Source organism: Neobacillus sp. B4I6, from assembly GCF_050434045.1.
GTDB lineage: Bacteria > Bacillota > Bacilli > Bacillales > Cytobacillaceae > Neobacillus.
In genome coordinates this window covers 5,064,437-5,079,297 of record NZ_JBNPWB010000002.1, presented here as the reverse complement: position 1 = coordinate 5,079,297, position 14,861 = coordinate 5,064,437, and the positions used below count along the sequence as shown (strand labels likewise).

Below are 14,861 nucleotides of genomic sequence, written 5' to 3'. Positions count from 1 at the left end.
TTCTTTGAAAGGAGGAAATATAATGCCACGTAAAGGTCCTGTAGCAAAAAGAGACGTGTTACCAGATCCACTTTATAACTCTAAATTAGTTACTCGTTTAATCAACAAAATGATGGTTGACGGTAAAAGAGGTAAATCACAAGAAATTCTTTACTCTGCGTTCGATACAATTCGCGAACGTACTGGCAAAGAGCCGATGGAAGTTTTTGAAGCAGCTCTTAAAAACATCATGCCTGTACTTGAAGTAAAAGCTCGCCGTGTAGGTGGTGCTAACTACCAAGTTCCAGTTGAGGTGCGTCCTGACCGCCGTTCAACTCTAGGTCTTCGTTGGTTAGTGAATTATTCACGTAACCGTGGAGAAAAAACGATGGAAGAGCGTTTAGCTAATGAAATCATGGATGCAGCTAACAACACTGGTGCATCTGTTAAAAAGCGTGAAGATACACACAAAATGGCAGAAGCAAACAAAGCGTTTGCTCACTATCGTTGGTAATCTAACCTTCAATATAAAAACTTTCAAACTAGGAAGGAGAAAGACCCAATGGCAAGAGAGTTCTCCTTAGCAAACACTCGTAATATCGGTATCATGGCTCACATTGATGCCGGTAAAACGACTACCACTGAGCGTGTTCTTTATTACACTGGTCGTATCCATAAGATTGGTGAAACACATGAAGGTGCATCTCAGATGGACTGGATGGAGCAAGAACAGGAACGCGGAATTACAATCACTTCCGCTGCAACAACAGCACAATGGCATGGCCATCGTGTAAACATTATCGATACACCAGGACACGTAGACTTCACAATCGAAGTTGAACGTTCACTTCGTGTACTCGATGGTGCGGTAGCTGTACTAGATGCACAATCAGGTGTTGAACCGCAAACTGAAACAGTTTGGCGTCAAGCAACCACTTACGGTGTACCACGTGTAGTTTTTGTTAACAAGATGGACAAAATCGGAGCAGATTTCTTATATTCTGTAAAGACATTACATGAACGTCTTGGTGCAAATGCACATCCGGTACAATTACCTATCGGCGCTGAAGATCAGTTTGAAGCAATCATTGACCTTGTGGAAATGAATGCTGTATTCTACGCAGACGACTTAGGTGAAAACATTGAAGTACGTGAAATTCCTGAAGAATATCGTGCTCAAGCTGATGAATACCGTGAAAAGTTAGTTGAAGCTGTGGCAGAGTTAGATGAAGAATTAATGGAAAAATACCTTGGTGGCGAAGAAATCACTAAAGAAGAGCTAAAAGCAGCGATTCGTAAAGGTACTGTTAATGTTGAATTCTACCCAGTCATTTGCGGGTCAGCTTTCAAAAACAAGGGTGTTCAGTTAATGCTTGATGCAGTAATTGATTATCTTCCATCTCCATTAGATGTACCAGCTATTAAGGGTACTCTACCAGATACGGATGAAGAAATTGAGCGTCACTCAAGTGACGAAGAGCCATTCTCTGCACTTGCATTTAAAGTTATGACTGATCCTTATGTTGGTAAATTAACATTCTTCCGTGTTTACTCTGGTACTTTAGAGTCTGGATCATATGTTCAAAACTCGACTAAAGGCAAGCGTGAGCGTGTTGGACGTATCCTACAAATGCATGCAAACAGCCGTCAGGAAATTTCAAAAGTTTATGCTGGAGATATTGCTGCTGCTGTTGGTTTGAAAGATACGACTACTGGTGATACACTTTGTGATGACAAAAACCTTGTTATCCTTGAGTCAATGGTATTCCCAGAGCCTGTAATCCAACTTTCAGTTGAACCAAAATCAAAAGCAGACCAAGATAAAATGTCTAATGCACTGCAAAAACTACAAGAAGAAGACCCATCTTTCCGTGCACATACTGACCAGGAAACTGGACAAACCATTATTGCTGGTATGGGTGAACTTCACCTTGATATTATCGTTGACCGTATGCGTCGTGAATTTAAGGTTGAAGCTAATGTAGGTGCTCCGCAGGTTGCATATCGTGAAACTTTCCGTTCTTCTGCATCAGTTGAAGGCAAGTTCGCACGTCAATCTGGTGGACGTGGACAGTACGGACACGTTTGGATTGAATTCTCACCTAATGATGAAGGTAAAGGATTCGAGTTTGTAAACGGTATTGTTGGTGGTGTTGTTCCTCGTGAATACATCCCTGCAGTACAAGCTGGTCTTGAAGATTCACTTGATCGCGGTGTTCTTGCTGGATATCCTTTAGTGGATATTAAAGCAAGACTATTTGATGGATCATACCATGATGTTGACTCATCAGAAATGGCATTTAAAATTGCTGCTTCAATGGCATTAAAAAATGCTGCTTCTAAATGTAGTCCAGTAATACTTGAACCTATCATGAAGGTTGAAGTTATTATCCCTGAAGAATATTTAGGTGATATCATGGGGCAAATCACAGCCCGTCGTGGTCGTGTTGAAGGAATGGACGCACGAGGTAACGCTCAAGTAGTTCGTTCAATGGTTCCGCTATCTGAAATGTTTGGTTATGCTACATCTCTTCGTTCAAGTACACAAGGTCGTGGAGTATTCTCTATGCACTTTGATCACTATGAAGAAGTACCAAAATCAATTTCGGAAGAAATTATTAAAAAAAGTAAAGGTGAATAATTGATTTTCACCTTTTGATAAAGTATAACTACAATTGTAAGCAGTGGAAGCCGTGAGTTTGGGACAGCCTTATTCACGGCTTACATAAAAAATTAAAATTAAATTTTTATAATTTAGAGGAGGATTTCCTAATGGGTAAAGCTAAATTCGACCGTTCAAAGCCACACGTTAACATTGGTACAATCGGACACGTTGACCATGGTAAAACAACTTTAACAGCTGCAATCACTTCTGTTCTTGCTAAATCAGGTAAAGCAGAAGCACGTGCATATGATCAAATCGATGGTGCACCAGAAGAAAAAGAACGTGGTATCACAATCTCTACTGCACACGTAGAATATGAAACAGATGCTCGTCACTATGCACACGTAGACTGCCCAGGACACGCTGACTATGTTAAAAACATGATCACTGGTGCTGCGCAAATGGACGGCGGTATCCTAGTTGTATCTGCAACTGACGGCCCAATGCCACAAACTCGTGAACACATCCTTCTTTCACGTCAAGTAGGTGTACCATACCTTGTTGTATTCATGAACAAGTGTGACATGGTTGACGATGAAGAGCTTCTTGAATTAGTAGAAATGGAAATTCGTGATCTATTATCAGAATACGACTTCCCTGGCGATGACACTCCAGTTATCAAAGGTTCTGCACTTAAAGCATTAGAAGGCGAAGCTGCGTGGGAAGAAAAAATCAATGAACTTATGACTGCGGTTGATGAGTGGATTCCAACACCAACTCGTGACACTGACAAACCTTTCATGATGCCAGTTGAGGATGTATTCTCAATCACTGGTCGTGGAACAGTTGCTACTGGACGTGTTGAGCGTGGAGTAGTTAAAGTTGGGGATGTAGTTGAAATCGTAGGTTTCACTGAAGAGCCAAAATCTACTACTGTAACAGGTGTAGAAATGTTCCGTAAGCTTCTTGATTTCGCTGAAGCTGGTGACAACATCGGTGCCCTTCTTCGTGGTGTAGCACGTGAAGATATCGAACGTGGTCAAGTATTGGCTAAACCAAAGTCAATCACTCCACACACAAAGTTCAAAGCACAAGTTTATGTATTATCAAAAGAAGAAGGTGGACGTCACACTCCATTCTTCTCAAACTACCGTCCACAATTCTATTTCCGTACTTCTGATATTACAGGTATCTGTATGCTTCCAGAAGGTACTGAAATGGTTATGCCTGGCGACCACATCGAAATGACTGTTGAACTTATCGCTCCAATCGCAATCGAAGAAGGAACTAAGTTCTCTATTCGTGAAGGTGGACGTACAGTAGGTTCAGGTTCAATCACTACAATCACTGAGTAATTAGAAACTGCAGCTCCTTTGGTGCTGAGTGAATAATTATTAAACATATAAAAAGCAGGTGGGTGACGATCCATCTGCTTTTTTATTGTTTTAAAAAGGGTTTTAGATCGAGTTTCTTCTATATAAATATATTCATAATATTCGCATCGCAACTTTTATATTAGGATATTTCTGGAGATTGATAATAATAGTTGATAAAGTGTATATCAGCCGCTATAATAGGAAAAGTGTTCGAAACAGAAGCATAAAAAAAAATCGTAATAAGTGTTGCGTTTGTTTTATGTTTTATGTATAATAGACAATGTTGGTCTTTGACTGCGATGATGTGGAAGGTTGCTGACACACCCGGCCGCTTTGCCATGGCGAGTGTGTGAGGGAAATTTTCACTGAGAATGTCTATTTAGAAAATAGGCGAATAAAGGAGGGAAAATAATGGCAAAACAAAAAATTCGTATCCGTTTAAAAGCGTATGATCACAGAATCCTTGATCAATCTGCAGAAAAAATCGTTGAAACAGCAAAACGTTCTGGTGCGGCTGTATCTGGTCCAATTCCGCTACCGACTGAAAAAACTATTTACACGATTCTGCGTGCGGTTCATAAATACAAAGATTCACGTGAGCAATTCGAACAACGGACACATAAGCGTCTAATCGACATCGTTAACCCAACTCCACAAACAGTTGATGCGTTAATGCGTTTAGATTTACCATCTGGTGTTGATATCGAAATTAAACTTTAATCAAAATAAATGATAAATAATCTAGGAGGTGTGACTTAAATGACCAAAGGAATCTTAGGAAGAAAGATTGGTATGACTCAAGTATTTGCTAGTAACGGTAACTTAATTCCTGTAACTGTAGTTGAGGTAGCTCCAAACGTAGTTCTTCAAAAGAAATCAGTTGACAGCGATGGATATGTTGCAGTTCAAGTTGGTTTTGAAGATAAACGTGAAAAGTTAGCTAACAAACCAGAAAAAGGCCATGTTGCTAAAGCAAACACTGCTCCTAAGCGCTTCGTTCGCGAATTCCGCGGAGATGACTTAGCAAGCTATGAAGTTGGTCAAGAAGTCAAGGTTGATATTTTCGCTGCTGGAGATATCGTAGATGTAACAGGAATCTCAAAGGGTAAAGGTTTCCAAGGTGTAATTAAGCGCCACGGACAATCACGCGGCCCAATGGCCCACGGTTCACGTTACCATCGTCGTCCTGGTTCAATGGGACCAGTTGCTCCAAACCGCGTATTCAAAGGTAAATTATTACCAGGTCGTATGGGCGGAGAACAAATCACTGTACAAAACCTTGAAGTCGTTAAGGTTGATACAGAGCGTAACCTACTTTTAATCAAAGGTAATGTACCTGGCGCTAAAAAAGCTCTATTAAAAATTAAAGGTGCGATTAAAGCATAGTCACTTTTTAAGAAAGGAGGAACAAAGGAATGCCTAAAGTAGCATTATTAAACCAAACTGGATCACAAGTTGGAGATATCGAACTTAATGATTCTGTATTTGGTATTGAGCCTAACCAGCACGTATTATTTGAAGCAATTGTTATGCAAAGAGCTTCATTACGTCAAGGAACTCATAAAACTAAAATTCGTTCTGAAGTACGCGGCGGTGGTCGTAAGCCATGGCGTCAAAAAGGAACTGGACGCGCTCGTCAAGGGTCAATCCGTTCTCCACAATGGCGCGGAGGTGGTACTGTATTCGGTCCAACACCACGCAGCTACAGCTATAAATTACCGAAAAAAGTGCGTCGTTTAGCAATCAAATCTGCGCTTTCTTCTAAAGTATTAGAAGAAAACATTTTAGTGTTAGATATCTTAGCTATCGATACTCCAAAAACAAAAGATTTCAAAACAGTTTTAAACGGTCTTTCTGTTGAGAAGAAAGCATTAATCGTTACAGCTGACCTTGATGAAAATGTAGCACTTTCTGCTCGTAACATTCCTGGTATCACAGTAGTAACAGCAGATGGAATTAACGTATTAGATGTTGTTAATCATGAGAAATTGATCATGACTAAAGCAGCGGTCGAAAAAGTAGAGGAGGTGCTTGCATAATGGATGCACGCGATATCATTAAGCGCCCCGTTATCACTGAACGTACTACTGACCTAATGGCTGAGAAAAAATATACTTTTGAAGTTGATGTTCGAGCTAACAAAACTCAAGTTAAAGATGCGATTGAAGAAATCTTTAGCGTTGATGTTGAGAAAGTAAACATCATGAACTACAAAGGTAAATTTAAGCGTATGGGAAAATTCGGTGGTTACACAAATAAACGTCGTAAAGCAATTGTAAAATTAACTACTGATAGCAAAGAAATCGAATTCTTTGAAGCATAAGAGCCTATCAAGAAGAGGAGGGAAATAAAATGGCGATTAAAAAGTACAAACCTACCTCCAATGGTCGTCGCGGAATGACTACTTCTGATTTCGCAGAAATCACAACTAGCACTCCAGAAAAATCTCTATTAGCACCTGTAAAGAGAAAAGGCGGCCGTAATAACCAAGGTAAGTTAACTGTTCGTCATCAAGGTGGCGGTCATAAACGTCAATACCGTTTAATTGACTTTAAACGTAACAAAGATGGCATACCTGGACGCGTTGCTACGATCGAATACGATCCAAACCGTTCTGCAAATATCGCGTTAATCAACTACGTGGATGGAGAAAAGCGTTATATCTTAGCTCCTAAAAACCTAGTAGTTGGATTGGAAGTAATGTCTGGCCCTGAGGCTGATATTAAAGTGGGTAACGCACTTCCACTAACAAACATTCCTGTTGGTACAGTAGTACACAACATCGAGTTAAAACCAGGAAAAGGCGGCCAGTTAGTTCGTTCTGCTGGAACAAGCGCACAAGTACTTGGTAAAGAAGGAAAATACGTATTAGTACGTTTAAATTCTGGTGAAGTTCGTATGATTCTTGCTGAATGCCGTGCAACAATCGGTCAAGTAGGTAACGAACAACACGAATTAATTAACATTGGTAAAGCAGGACGTAATCGTTGGTTAGGCAAGCGCCCAACTGTACGTGGATCTGTTATGAACCCTAACGATCACCCACACGGTGGTGGTGAAGGACGTTCACCAATCGGACGTAAGTCACCAATGTCTCCATGGGGTAAACCAACTCTTGGTTACAAAACTCGTAAAAAGAAAAACAAATCAGATAAGTTTATCGTACGTCGTCGTAAAAAATAACGTGATTCTCCTACGGTTCAAAGAAAGAACCGTAGAACAGTCACGAAGGGAGGTTCCTTCATGGGTCGCAGCTTAAAAAAAGGACCATTTGTTGATGATCATTTAATGGTTAAGGTAGAAAAGTTGAACGAGACTGAAAGCAAACAAGTTATTAAAACTTGGTCACGCCGTTCTACAATCTTCCCACAATTTATTGGCCACACTATCGCTGTATATGATGGTCGCAAACACGTGCCTGTATATGTTACTGAAGACATGGTAGGACACAAGCTTGGAGAATTTGCTCCAACTCGTGCTTACAAGGGCCATGGTAATGATGACAAGAAAACAAGACGTTAAGAGAGGAGGGCATCCAAATGCAAGCTAAAGCTGTTGCAAGAACAGTTCGTATTGCTCCTCGTAAAGCACGTTTAGTCGTAGATTTAATTCGAGGAAAGCAAATTGGTGAAGCTGTGGCGATTTTAAATCTCACACCTAAGGCTGCTTCTCCAATTGTGGAAAAAGTATTAAAATCAGCTATGGCAAACGCTGAGCACAACTATGAGATGGACGTTAACAACCTAGTTGTTGCACAAGCATTTGTTGACGAAGGACCAACGTTGAAACGTTTTCGTCCTCGCGCAATGGGCCGTGCAAGCCAGATCTTAAAGCGCACTAGCCACATCACAATCGTATTATCAGAAAAGAAGGAGGGATAAGCTGTGGGTCAAAAAGTAAATCCTGTCGGTTTGCGTATTGGAATCATCCGTGATTGGGAATCTAAATGGTACGCAGGCAAAGACTTCGCTACTCTTTTACACGAAGACCTAAAAATTCGTGAATACATCACGAAGCGTTTAAAAGATGCTTCTGTTTCTAAAGTAGAAATCGAACGTGCTGCAAACCGTGTAAACGTAACAGTGCATACAGCTAAGCCTGGTATGGTTATTGGTAAAGGCGGTACGGAAGTTGAAGCACTTCGTAAAGCACTAAATCAATTAACTGGCAAACGTGTTCACATCAATATCCTTGAAATCAAGAGAGCTGACCTTGATGCGAAACTTGTTGCTGAAAATATTGCTCGTCAATTAGAAAACCGTGTATCTTTCCGTCGTGCACAAAAGCAAGCAATTCAACGTGCTATGCGCGCTGGTTCAAAAGGTATTAAAACACAAGTATCTGGTCGTCTTGGCGGTGCAGATATCGCTCGTGCTGAACATTACAGCGAAGGAACTGTTCCACTTCATACTCTTCGCGCAGATATCGACTATGCTACTGCTGAAGCCGATACTACTTATGGTAAGTTAGGCGTAAAAGTATGGATCTATAAGGGAGAAGTCCTTCCTACTAAGAAGAAAAATGCGGAAGGAGGCAAATAATCATGTTATTGCCAAAACGCGTAAAATATCGCCGTCAACACCGTGGTAACATGCGTGGTAACGCAAAAGGCGGTACTGAAGTAACATTCGGTGAATTCGGCCTACAAGCATTAGAAGCTTCATGGATCACGAATCGTCAAATCGAAGCAGCACGTATTGCGATGACACGTTACATGAAACGTGGCGGTAAAGTTTGGATTAAAATTTTCCCTCACAAGCCTTATACTGCTAAACCTCTAGAAGTACGGATGGGTTCCGGTAAAGGGGCACCTGAAGGCTGGGTAGCTGTTGTTAAGCCTGGAAAAATCATGTTCGAAATAGCTGGCGTTTCTGAAGAAATCGCTCGTGAAGCACTTCGACTTGCAATGCACAAACTTCCTGTTAAGTGTAAGTTTGTTAAACGAGAAGAAATTGGTGGTGAATCAAATGAAAGCTAATGAACTTCGTGACCTAACCACTGCTGAAATTGAACAAAAAGTAAAATCTTTAAAAGAAGAACTTTTCAACCTTCGCTTTCAATTGGCGACAGGACAACTTGAAAACACTGCTCGCATTCGTGAAGTACGCAAAGCGATTGCACGTATGAAAACAGTTGTTCGTGAAAGAGAAATCAGCGTTAACAAGTGATTATTGAAGGGAGGTTCACACAATGAGTGAACGTAACCAACGTAAAGTTTACACAGGACGCGTTGTTTCTGACAAGATGGATAAAACAGTAACGGTTCTTGTTGAAACACAAAAAAAGCATCCTTTATATGGTAAACGCGTTAAGTACTCTAAAAAGTATAAAGCTCATGATGAGCAAAACGAAGCAAAAATCGGCGATGTAGTACGTATCATGGAAACTCGTCCGCTTTCAGCTACTAAGCGTTTCCGTTTAGTTGAAGTTGTAGAAAAAGCAGTTATTATTTAATTGTTCGGATTAAGCTTCATTCCGAAGGGAGGTTACACACATGATTCAACAAGAATCACGTTTAAAAGTTGCTGACAACTCTGGTGCTCGTGAGGTATTAACGATAAAAGTTCTTGGTGGTTCAGGTCGCAAGTTTGCTGGTATTGGTGATGTTATCGTCTGTACAGTAAAACAAGCAACACCAGGTGGCGTTGTTAAAAAAGGTGACGTTGTTAAAGCAGTTATTGTTCGTACAAAGAGCGGTGCTCGTCGACCTGACGGTTCATACATTCGTTTTGATGAAAACGCATGTGTAATTATCAAAGATGATAAGAGCCCACGCGGTACTCGTATCTTCGGACCAGTTGCCCGTGAACTTCGCGACAACAACTTTATGAAAATCGTTTCTCTAGCTCCAGAAGTACTATAATTTAAATTCAAATGCCTTTAAGGAGGTGCTTAATGATGCATGTGAAAAAAGGTGACAACGTAAGAGTCATCTCTGGAAAGGATAAAGGCAAAACAGGGGTAGTCCTTGCTGCTTATCCTAAAGATAGCCGTGTACTAGTAGAAGGCGTGAACATTGCAAAGAAACACTCAAAACCTTCTCAAGTGAATCCACAAGGCGGTATCATCAGCTTTGAGGCTCCAATTCATGTATCGAACGTAATGCCTATCGATCCTAAGTCTGGTAACCCGACTCGTGTAGGTTCCACTACGGTAGATGGCAAAAAAGTACGCGTAGCAAAATCCGGTGAAATTTTAGATAAATAGTTTAAAATTAAGAAGGGAGGTACAATAAGTGAACCGCCTAAAAGAAAAATTTGTTAAAGAAGTTACTCCTGCTCTTATGAGCAAGTTCAACTATAAATCAGTTATGGAAGTTCCTAAACTTGATAAAATCGTCGTGAATATGGGCGTTGGTGACGCAGTTGCAAATGCAAAGGCACTTGATAATGCCGTTGAAGAACTTTCAACGATCACAGGTCAAAAACCAGTCGTGACACGTGCGAAAAAATCTATCGCTGGCTTCCGCCTTCGTGAAGGTATGCCAATCGGTGCAAAAGTTACACTTCGCGGTGAGCGCATGTACGAATTCTTGGATAAATTAGTTTCTGTTTCTTTACCTCGTGTACGTGACTTCCGTGGTATTTCTAAAAAAGCATTCGACGGTCGCGGTAACTATACATTGGGAATTAAAGAACAATTAATTTTCCCTGAAATTGATTACGATAAAGTAAGCAAGGTTCGTGGTATGGATATCGTTATCGTAACGACTGCTAAAACTGATGAAGAATCTCGTGAACTTTTAACTCAATTTGGAATGCCATTCCAAAAGTAATCGTTAAATAATGGAGGCGAAAACGTGGCTAAAAAGTCAATGATTGCGAAACAAAAGCGCACGCCTAAATATGCAGTACAAGAGTATACACGCTGCGAACGTTGTGGCCGTCCACACTCTGTATACCGTAAATTTAAGCTTTGTCGTATTTGTTTCCGCGAATTAGCGTACAAAGGACAAATTCCTGGTGTTAAAAAAGCTAGCTGGTAAAACCCAAGTCTGGGAAGGAGGTAAAAATAATGGTCATGACAGATCCAATTGCTGATATGCTTACTCGCATTCGTAATGCGAATATGGTGCGTCACGAAAAGTTAGAAGTGCCTGCTTCTAATATGAAAAAAGAAATTGCTGAAATTTTAAAGCGCGAAGGTTTCGTACGTGACGTCGAATTTATCGAAGACAACAAACAAGGTATCATCCGTATCTTCTTAAAATACGGTGCTAGTAATGAACGTGTTATTACTGGTCTTAAGCGCATAAGCAAGCCTGGACTTAGAGTTTACGCAAAATCAACTGAGGTACCACGCGTTCTTAACGGTCTTGGTATCGCATTAGTATCAACATCACAAGGTGTTATTACAGATAAAGAAGCTCGTGCAAAACAAGTCGGCGGAGAAGTATTAGCTTACGTTTGGTAATTGAGCTTTTGAATGAATGGAGGTGCACTAAATGTCTCGCGTAGGAAAAAAACCAATTGTTATTCCAGCAGGAGTTACAGTTACTTTAAATAATAGTACTGCTACAGTTAAAGGACCTAAAGGTGAACTTACTCGTACTTTCCATCCTGATATTACTATCAACGTGGAAGAGAATCTTGTAACAATCACTCGTCCTTCTGACGTGAAAGAACACCGCGCATTACACGGAACTACTCGTGCCGTGCTTGCGAACATGATTGAAGGTGTATCCACTGGCTTCACTAGAGGCTTAGAGTTAATCGGGGTTGGTTATCGTGCTCAAAAGCAAGGTAACAAACTTGTATTAAACGTTGGATACTCTCATCCAGTTGAGATCGAACCTGAAGCGGGCCTTGAAATCGAGGTACCTGCAAATACTAAAATCGTTATCAAGGGTACTGACAAAGAACGTGTTGGTGCTTTAGCAGCGAATATTCGCGGAGTACGTCCTCCTGAGCCTTATAAAGGTAAAGGGATCCGTTACGAAGGTGAATTTGTTCGTCGCAAAGAAGGTAAAACTGGTAAGTAATGCCTCATAGGTAAACGAAAGGAGTGACGTAAATGATTACGAAGCTTGATAAAAACGCTACTCGCAAGAAAAGACATGCTCGTGTTCGTGCGAAACTTAGCGGAACTTCAGCTCGTCCACGTCTAAATGTGTTTCGTTCTAACAAACATATTTATGCTCAAATAATTGATGACATTAATGGAGTAACTTTAGCAAGTGCTTCTACTTTAGATAAAGACTTTACTTTAGAATCAACTAATAATGTTGAAGCTGCTAAAATGGTCGGAGAATTAGTTGCTAAACGTGCGGTAGAAAAAGGTATCACTTCTATTGTCTTTGATCGTGGCGGATACCTATACCATGGACGTATTCAAGTATTAGCTGATGCTGCCCGTGAAAACGGCTTACAATTCTAAAAGACAAAGGAGGGACACAAAAAGATGCGTCGTATTGATCCAAACAAACTTGAACTAGAAGAACGCGTAGTCACGGTTAACCGTGTTGCGAAAGTTGTTAAAGGTGGACGTCGTTTCCGCTTCACAGCCCTTGTTGTTGTAGGCGATAAAAACGGTCACGTTGGTTTCGGTACTGGTAAAGCTCAAGAAGTACCTGATGCTATTCGTAAAGCCATCGAAGATGCAAAGAAAAACTTAATAGAAGTAGCTATGGTTGGAACTACCATTCCTCACCAAGTAATCGGACGTTTTGGTGCTGGTGAAATTCTTCTAAAACCTGCTTCAGAAGGTACAGGAGTTATCGCTGGTGGTCCAGTTCGTGCGGTTCTTGAGTTAGGCGGAGTAGCTGATATCCTTTCTAAGTCATTAGGAACAAATACTCCTATTAACATGGTTCGTGCAACAATTGATGGTTTAAAACAATTGAAACGTGCTGAAGACGTAGCTAAACTACGTGGAAAATCAGTAGAAGAACTGTTAGGATACGGGGGGAAATAAAATGGCGAATAAACTATTAGTTACCCTCACTCGCAGCGTAATTGGCCGTCCTGGCGATCAACGTGAAACAGTTAAAGCTTTAGGATTACGTAAATTGAATCAAACAGTTGAGCATCAAGATAATGCTGCTATTCGCGGTATGATTACCAAAGTTGCTCACCTTGTAACAGTTAAAGAACAATAATTTATTGTTTTCTTTCATAAGGAGGTGCCAATATGAAACTTCATGAACTAAAACCTGCTGAGGGTTCTCGTAAAGATCGTAAGCGTCTAGGACGCGGTATCGGTTCTGGTCAAGGAAAAACTGCCGGTAAAGGTCATAAAGGTCAAAACGCTCGTTCGGGTGGCGGTGTACGTCTAGGTTTTGAAGGTGGTCAAACACCTTTATATCGTCGTTTACCAAAACGCGGATTTACAAACTTCAGCCGTAAGGAATATGCAGTTGTAAATCTTGATGCTTTAAACCGCTTTGCTGAAGGTACAGAAGTTACTCCAGAACTTCTTATCGAATCAGGTGTAGTTAGCAACGAAAAAGCAGGAATCAAAATTCTTGCAAAAGGGAACGTAGAGAAAAAGTTGACTGTCAAAGCTCACAAATTCTCCTCTGCTGCTAAGGAAGCGATCGAAGCTGCTGGTGGAAACACTGAGGTGATCTAATGTTCCAGACAATCTCCAATTTTATGCGCGTGGGTGAGATAAGACGGAAGATCATATTCACCCTTTTAATGTTAGTCGTATTTCGATTAGGTACATTTATCCCAGTGCCCAATGTAAATGCAGATGTACTTGCAAATCAAGATAAGCTTAGTGTTTTCGGAATTTTAAATACTTTTGGCGGTGGAGCATTAAAACAATTCTCCATCTTTGCAATGGGTATCATGCCATATATCACTGCTTCGATCATAATACAGCTCCTGCAAATGGACGTTGTACCTAAGTTTACGGAATGGTCTAAGCAGGGTGAATCAGGTCGTCGTAAGATTGCTCAAATCACTCGATATTTCACAATTGTGCTTGGTTTTATCCAAGCATTAGGTATGTCCTACGGTTTTAATAATTTAGCCAGCGGTCAACTGATTGAAAATCCTGGAATTGCTACGTATCTGCTTATTGCAGTTGTCTTAACTGCAGGTACAGCATTTTTAATGTGGTTAGGGGAGCAGATTACTGAAAAAGGTGTTGGTAATGGAATTTCTATTATCATCTTTGCCGGTATCGTTGCTGGAATGCCATCAACTATTAATCAAATTTATGTACAGCAATTTGAGAATGCAGGAGAGGCATTATTCTTACGTATTGTTACTGTAGTGTTAATAGCACTTGCTGTTGTGGCTATTGTAGTAGGAGTTATTTTTATCCAACAAGCAAATCGTAAGATACCTATTCAATATGCTAAACGTGTGGTTGCTGGACGTAATCCTGTCGGAGGACAATCCACTCACATGCCATTAAAAGTTAATGCTGCGGGAGTAATTCCTGTAATCTTTGCAGTTTCATTCATTGTAACACCAAGAACGGTTGCATCATTTTTTCCAACTAATGATGTAACACTTTGGATTACAAAAGTATTTGATTATTCTCATCCAATCGGGATGACGTTATATGCTGCGTTAATTATCGCGTTTACTTATTTCTATGCATTTATCCAAGTTAACCCTGAACAAGCAGCGGAAAACTTGCAAAAGCAAAGCGGCTATATTCCAGGGATCCGTCCAGGAAAGAGCACGCAAGAATACTTAACACGCGTCTTATATCGTTTAACTTTTGTTGGTGCACTCTTCCTAGCTTTGATTGCTGTATTGCCTATGTTATTTATTAATTTAGCCAATCTGCCGCAATCGGCTCAAATCGGTGGAACAAGTTTGCTAATCGTTGTCGGTGTAGCATTAGATACGATGAAACAACTTGAAGCACAATTAGTTAAACGTCACTATAAAGGGTTTATAAAGTAAAGGTTTTGGGGGCCACTGCTCCCTAAAACCAATTTA

Annotated in this window: 25 protein-coding genes; all 25 read left to right on the top strand. The window is 40.5% G+C overall.

Going from position 1 to position 14,861, the window contains the following annotated elements:
* Nucleotides 1-22: 22 nt before the first annotated feature.
* The 25 genes from rpsG (at nucleotide 23) to secY (ending at nucleotide 14,825) form a co-directional block, all read left to right on the top strand.
* Nucleotides 23-493 carry a 30S ribosomal protein S7 gene (gene rpsG, locus QF028_RS27320; RefSeq protein ID WP_098933842.1) on the top strand — a complete coding sequence of 157 codons (471 nt, stop codon included), beginning with the start codon at nucleotides 23-25 and terminating at the stop codon, nucleotides 491-493.
* A 48-nt stretch (nucleotides 494-541) separates the two neighbouring features.
* Nucleotides 542-2,620, top strand: a complete 2,079-nt coding sequence (gene fusA, locus QF028_RS27315; protein ID WP_214716671.1) for an elongation factor G — start codon at nucleotides 542-544, stop codon at nucleotides 2,618-2,620.
* A 131-nt stretch (nucleotides 2,621-2,751) separates the two neighbouring features.
* Nucleotides 2,752-3,939: an elongation factor Tu gene (gene tuf / locus QF028_RS27310; protein WP_088084983.1), complete on the top strand. Its 1,188-nt coding sequence runs from the start codon at nucleotides 2,752-2,754 to the stop codon at nucleotides 3,937-3,939.
* Between the two features lie 432 nt (nucleotides 3,940-4,371).
* Nucleotides 4,372-4,680, top strand: a complete 309-nt coding sequence (gene rpsJ / locus QF028_RS27305) for a 30S ribosomal protein S10 (RefSeq protein WP_066094693.1) — start codon at nucleotides 4,372-4,374, stop codon at nucleotides 4,678-4,680.
* A gap of 39 nt (nucleotides 4,681-4,719) precedes the next feature.
* On the top strand, nucleotides 4,720-5,346 hold the full coding sequence (rplC, locus tag QF028_RS27300; protein ID WP_429470534.1) for a 50S ribosomal protein L3: 627 nt from the start codon (nucleotides 4,720-4,722) through the stop codon (nucleotides 5,344-5,346).
* Between the two features lie 29 nt (nucleotides 5,347-5,375).
* Nucleotides 5,376-5,999 carry a 50S ribosomal protein L4 gene (gene rplD, locus QF028_RS27295; RefSeq protein ID WP_168241503.1) on the top strand — a complete coding sequence of 208 codons (624 nt, stop codon included), beginning with the start codon at nucleotides 5,376-5,378 and terminating at the stop codon, nucleotides 5,997-5,999.
* Entirely contained in the window at nucleotides 5,999-6,283 is a 285-nt protein-coding gene (gene rplW, locus QF028_RS27290) for a 50S ribosomal protein L23 (RefSeq protein WP_066249400.1), read from the top strand. The genes rplD and rplW overlap by 1 nt, the downstream gene beginning before the upstream one ends.
* A 29-nt stretch (nucleotides 6,284-6,312) precedes the next feature.
* Nucleotides 6,313-7,143 carry a 50S ribosomal protein L2 gene (gene rplB / locus QF028_RS27285; protein ID WP_088084986.1) on the top strand — a complete coding sequence of 277 codons (831 nt, stop codon included), beginning with the start codon at nucleotides 6,313-6,315 and terminating at the stop codon, nucleotides 7,141-7,143.
* Between the two features lie 60 nt (nucleotides 7,144-7,203).
* Nucleotides 7,204-7,482, top strand: coding sequence for a 30S ribosomal protein S19 (gene rpsS, locus QF028_RS27280; protein ID WP_026565526.1), 279 nt, complete (start codon nucleotides 7,204-7,206; stop codon nucleotides 7,480-7,482).
* A gap of 17 nt (nucleotides 7,483-7,499) precedes the next feature.
* Nucleotides 7,500-7,841: a 50S ribosomal protein L22 gene (rplV, locus tag QF028_RS27275; RefSeq protein WP_088084987.1), complete on the top strand. Its 342-nt coding sequence runs from the start codon at nucleotides 7,500-7,502 to the stop codon at nucleotides 7,839-7,841.
* Nucleotides 7,842-7,844: 3 nt separating this feature from the next.
* Entirely contained in the window at nucleotides 7,845-8,501 is a 657-nt protein-coding gene (gene rpsC / locus QF028_RS27270; protein ID WP_214716672.1) for a 30S ribosomal protein S3, read from the top strand.
* Nucleotides 8,502-8,503: 2 nt separating this feature from the next.
* Entirely contained in the window at nucleotides 8,504-8,938 is a 435-nt protein-coding gene (gene rplP, locus QF028_RS27265; RefSeq protein WP_026565529.1) for a 50S ribosomal protein L16, read from the top strand.
* Nucleotides 8,928-9,128 (top strand): 50S ribosomal protein L29, encoded by a 201-nt coding sequence (gene rpmC / locus QF028_RS27260; RefSeq protein ID WP_007085282.1) that lies wholly within the window; start codon nucleotides 8,928-8,930, stop codon nucleotides 9,126-9,128. Before rplP ends, rpmC begins: the two co-directional genes overlap by 11 nt.
* Nucleotides 9,129-9,150: 22 nt before the next feature.
* Complete coding sequence (gene rpsQ / locus QF028_RS27255) at nucleotides 9,151-9,414, top strand: 30S ribosomal protein S17 (protein ID WP_088084990.1); 264 nt, start codon at nucleotides 9,151-9,153, stop codon at nucleotides 9,412-9,414.
* Nucleotides 9,415-9,454: 40 nt separating this feature from the next.
* Nucleotides 9,455-9,823 carry a 50S ribosomal protein L14 gene (gene rplN / locus QF028_RS27250; RefSeq protein ID WP_026565532.1) on the top strand — a complete coding sequence of 123 codons (369 nt, stop codon included), beginning with the start codon at nucleotides 9,455-9,457 and terminating at the stop codon, nucleotides 9,821-9,823.
* Between the two features lie 35 nt (nucleotides 9,824-9,858).
* The gene (gene rplX, locus QF028_RS27245) at nucleotides 9,859-10,167 is read left to right on the top strand and encodes a 50S ribosomal protein L24 (RefSeq protein WP_168245868.1); all 309 of its coding nucleotides are present in this window, start codon (nucleotides 9,859-9,861) and stop codon (nucleotides 10,165-10,167) included.
* Nucleotides 10,168-10,195: 28 nt separating this feature from the next.
* Entirely contained in the window at nucleotides 10,196-10,735 is a 540-nt protein-coding gene (gene rplE, locus QF028_RS27240) for a 50S ribosomal protein L5 (protein ID WP_088084992.1), read from the top strand.
* Between the two features lie 24 nt (nucleotides 10,736-10,759).
* Nucleotides 10,760-10,945: a type Z 30S ribosomal protein S14 gene (locus QF028_RS27235; protein ID WP_034676107.1), complete on the top strand. Its 186-nt coding sequence runs from the start codon at nucleotides 10,760-10,762 to the stop codon at nucleotides 10,943-10,945.
* A 29-nt stretch (nucleotides 10,946-10,974) separates the two neighbouring features.
* A complete protein-coding gene (gene rpsH, locus QF028_RS27230) occupies nucleotides 10,975-11,373 on the top strand; it encodes a 30S ribosomal protein S8 (RefSeq protein ID WP_168241507.1) in 399 nt (132 codons plus the stop codon).
* Nucleotides 11,374-11,404: 31 nt separating this feature from the next.
* On the top strand, nucleotides 11,405-11,941 hold the full coding sequence (gene rplF / locus QF028_RS27225; protein WP_215000142.1) for a 50S ribosomal protein L6: 537 nt from the start codon (nucleotides 11,405-11,407) through the stop codon (nucleotides 11,939-11,941).
* A 32-nt stretch (nucleotides 11,942-11,973) separates the two neighbouring features.
* Complete coding sequence (rplR, locus tag QF028_RS27220) at nucleotides 11,974-12,336, top strand: 50S ribosomal protein L18 (protein ID WP_098262320.1); 363 nt, start codon at nucleotides 11,974-11,976, stop codon at nucleotides 12,334-12,336.
* A 24-nt stretch (nucleotides 12,337-12,360) separates the two neighbouring features.
* The gene (gene rpsE / locus QF028_RS27215; protein ID WP_088084996.1) at nucleotides 12,361-12,873 is read left to right on the top strand and encodes a 30S ribosomal protein S5; all 513 of its coding nucleotides are present in this window, start codon (nucleotides 12,361-12,363) and stop codon (nucleotides 12,871-12,873) included.
* A gap of 1 nt (nucleotide 12,874) precedes the next feature.
* The gene (gene rpmD / locus QF028_RS27210) at nucleotides 12,875-13,057 is read left to right on the top strand and encodes a 50S ribosomal protein L30 (protein ID WP_088084997.1); all 183 of its coding nucleotides are present in this window, start codon (nucleotides 12,875-12,877) and stop codon (nucleotides 13,055-13,057) included.
* A 32-nt stretch (nucleotides 13,058-13,089) separates the two neighbouring features.
* On the top strand, nucleotides 13,090-13,530 hold the full coding sequence (rplO, locus tag QF028_RS27205) for a 50S ribosomal protein L15 (RefSeq protein WP_168241509.1): 441 nt from the start codon (nucleotides 13,090-13,092) through the stop codon (nucleotides 13,528-13,530).
* The gene (gene secY / locus QF028_RS27200; RefSeq protein ID WP_215000140.1) at nucleotides 13,530-14,825 is read left to right on the top strand and encodes a preprotein translocase subunit SecY; all 1,296 of its coding nucleotides are present in this window, start codon (nucleotides 13,530-13,532) and stop codon (nucleotides 14,823-14,825) included. The genes rplO and secY overlap by 1 nt, the downstream gene beginning before the upstream one ends.
* The last annotated feature ends 36 nt before the right edge of the window (nucleotides 14,826-14,861 follow it).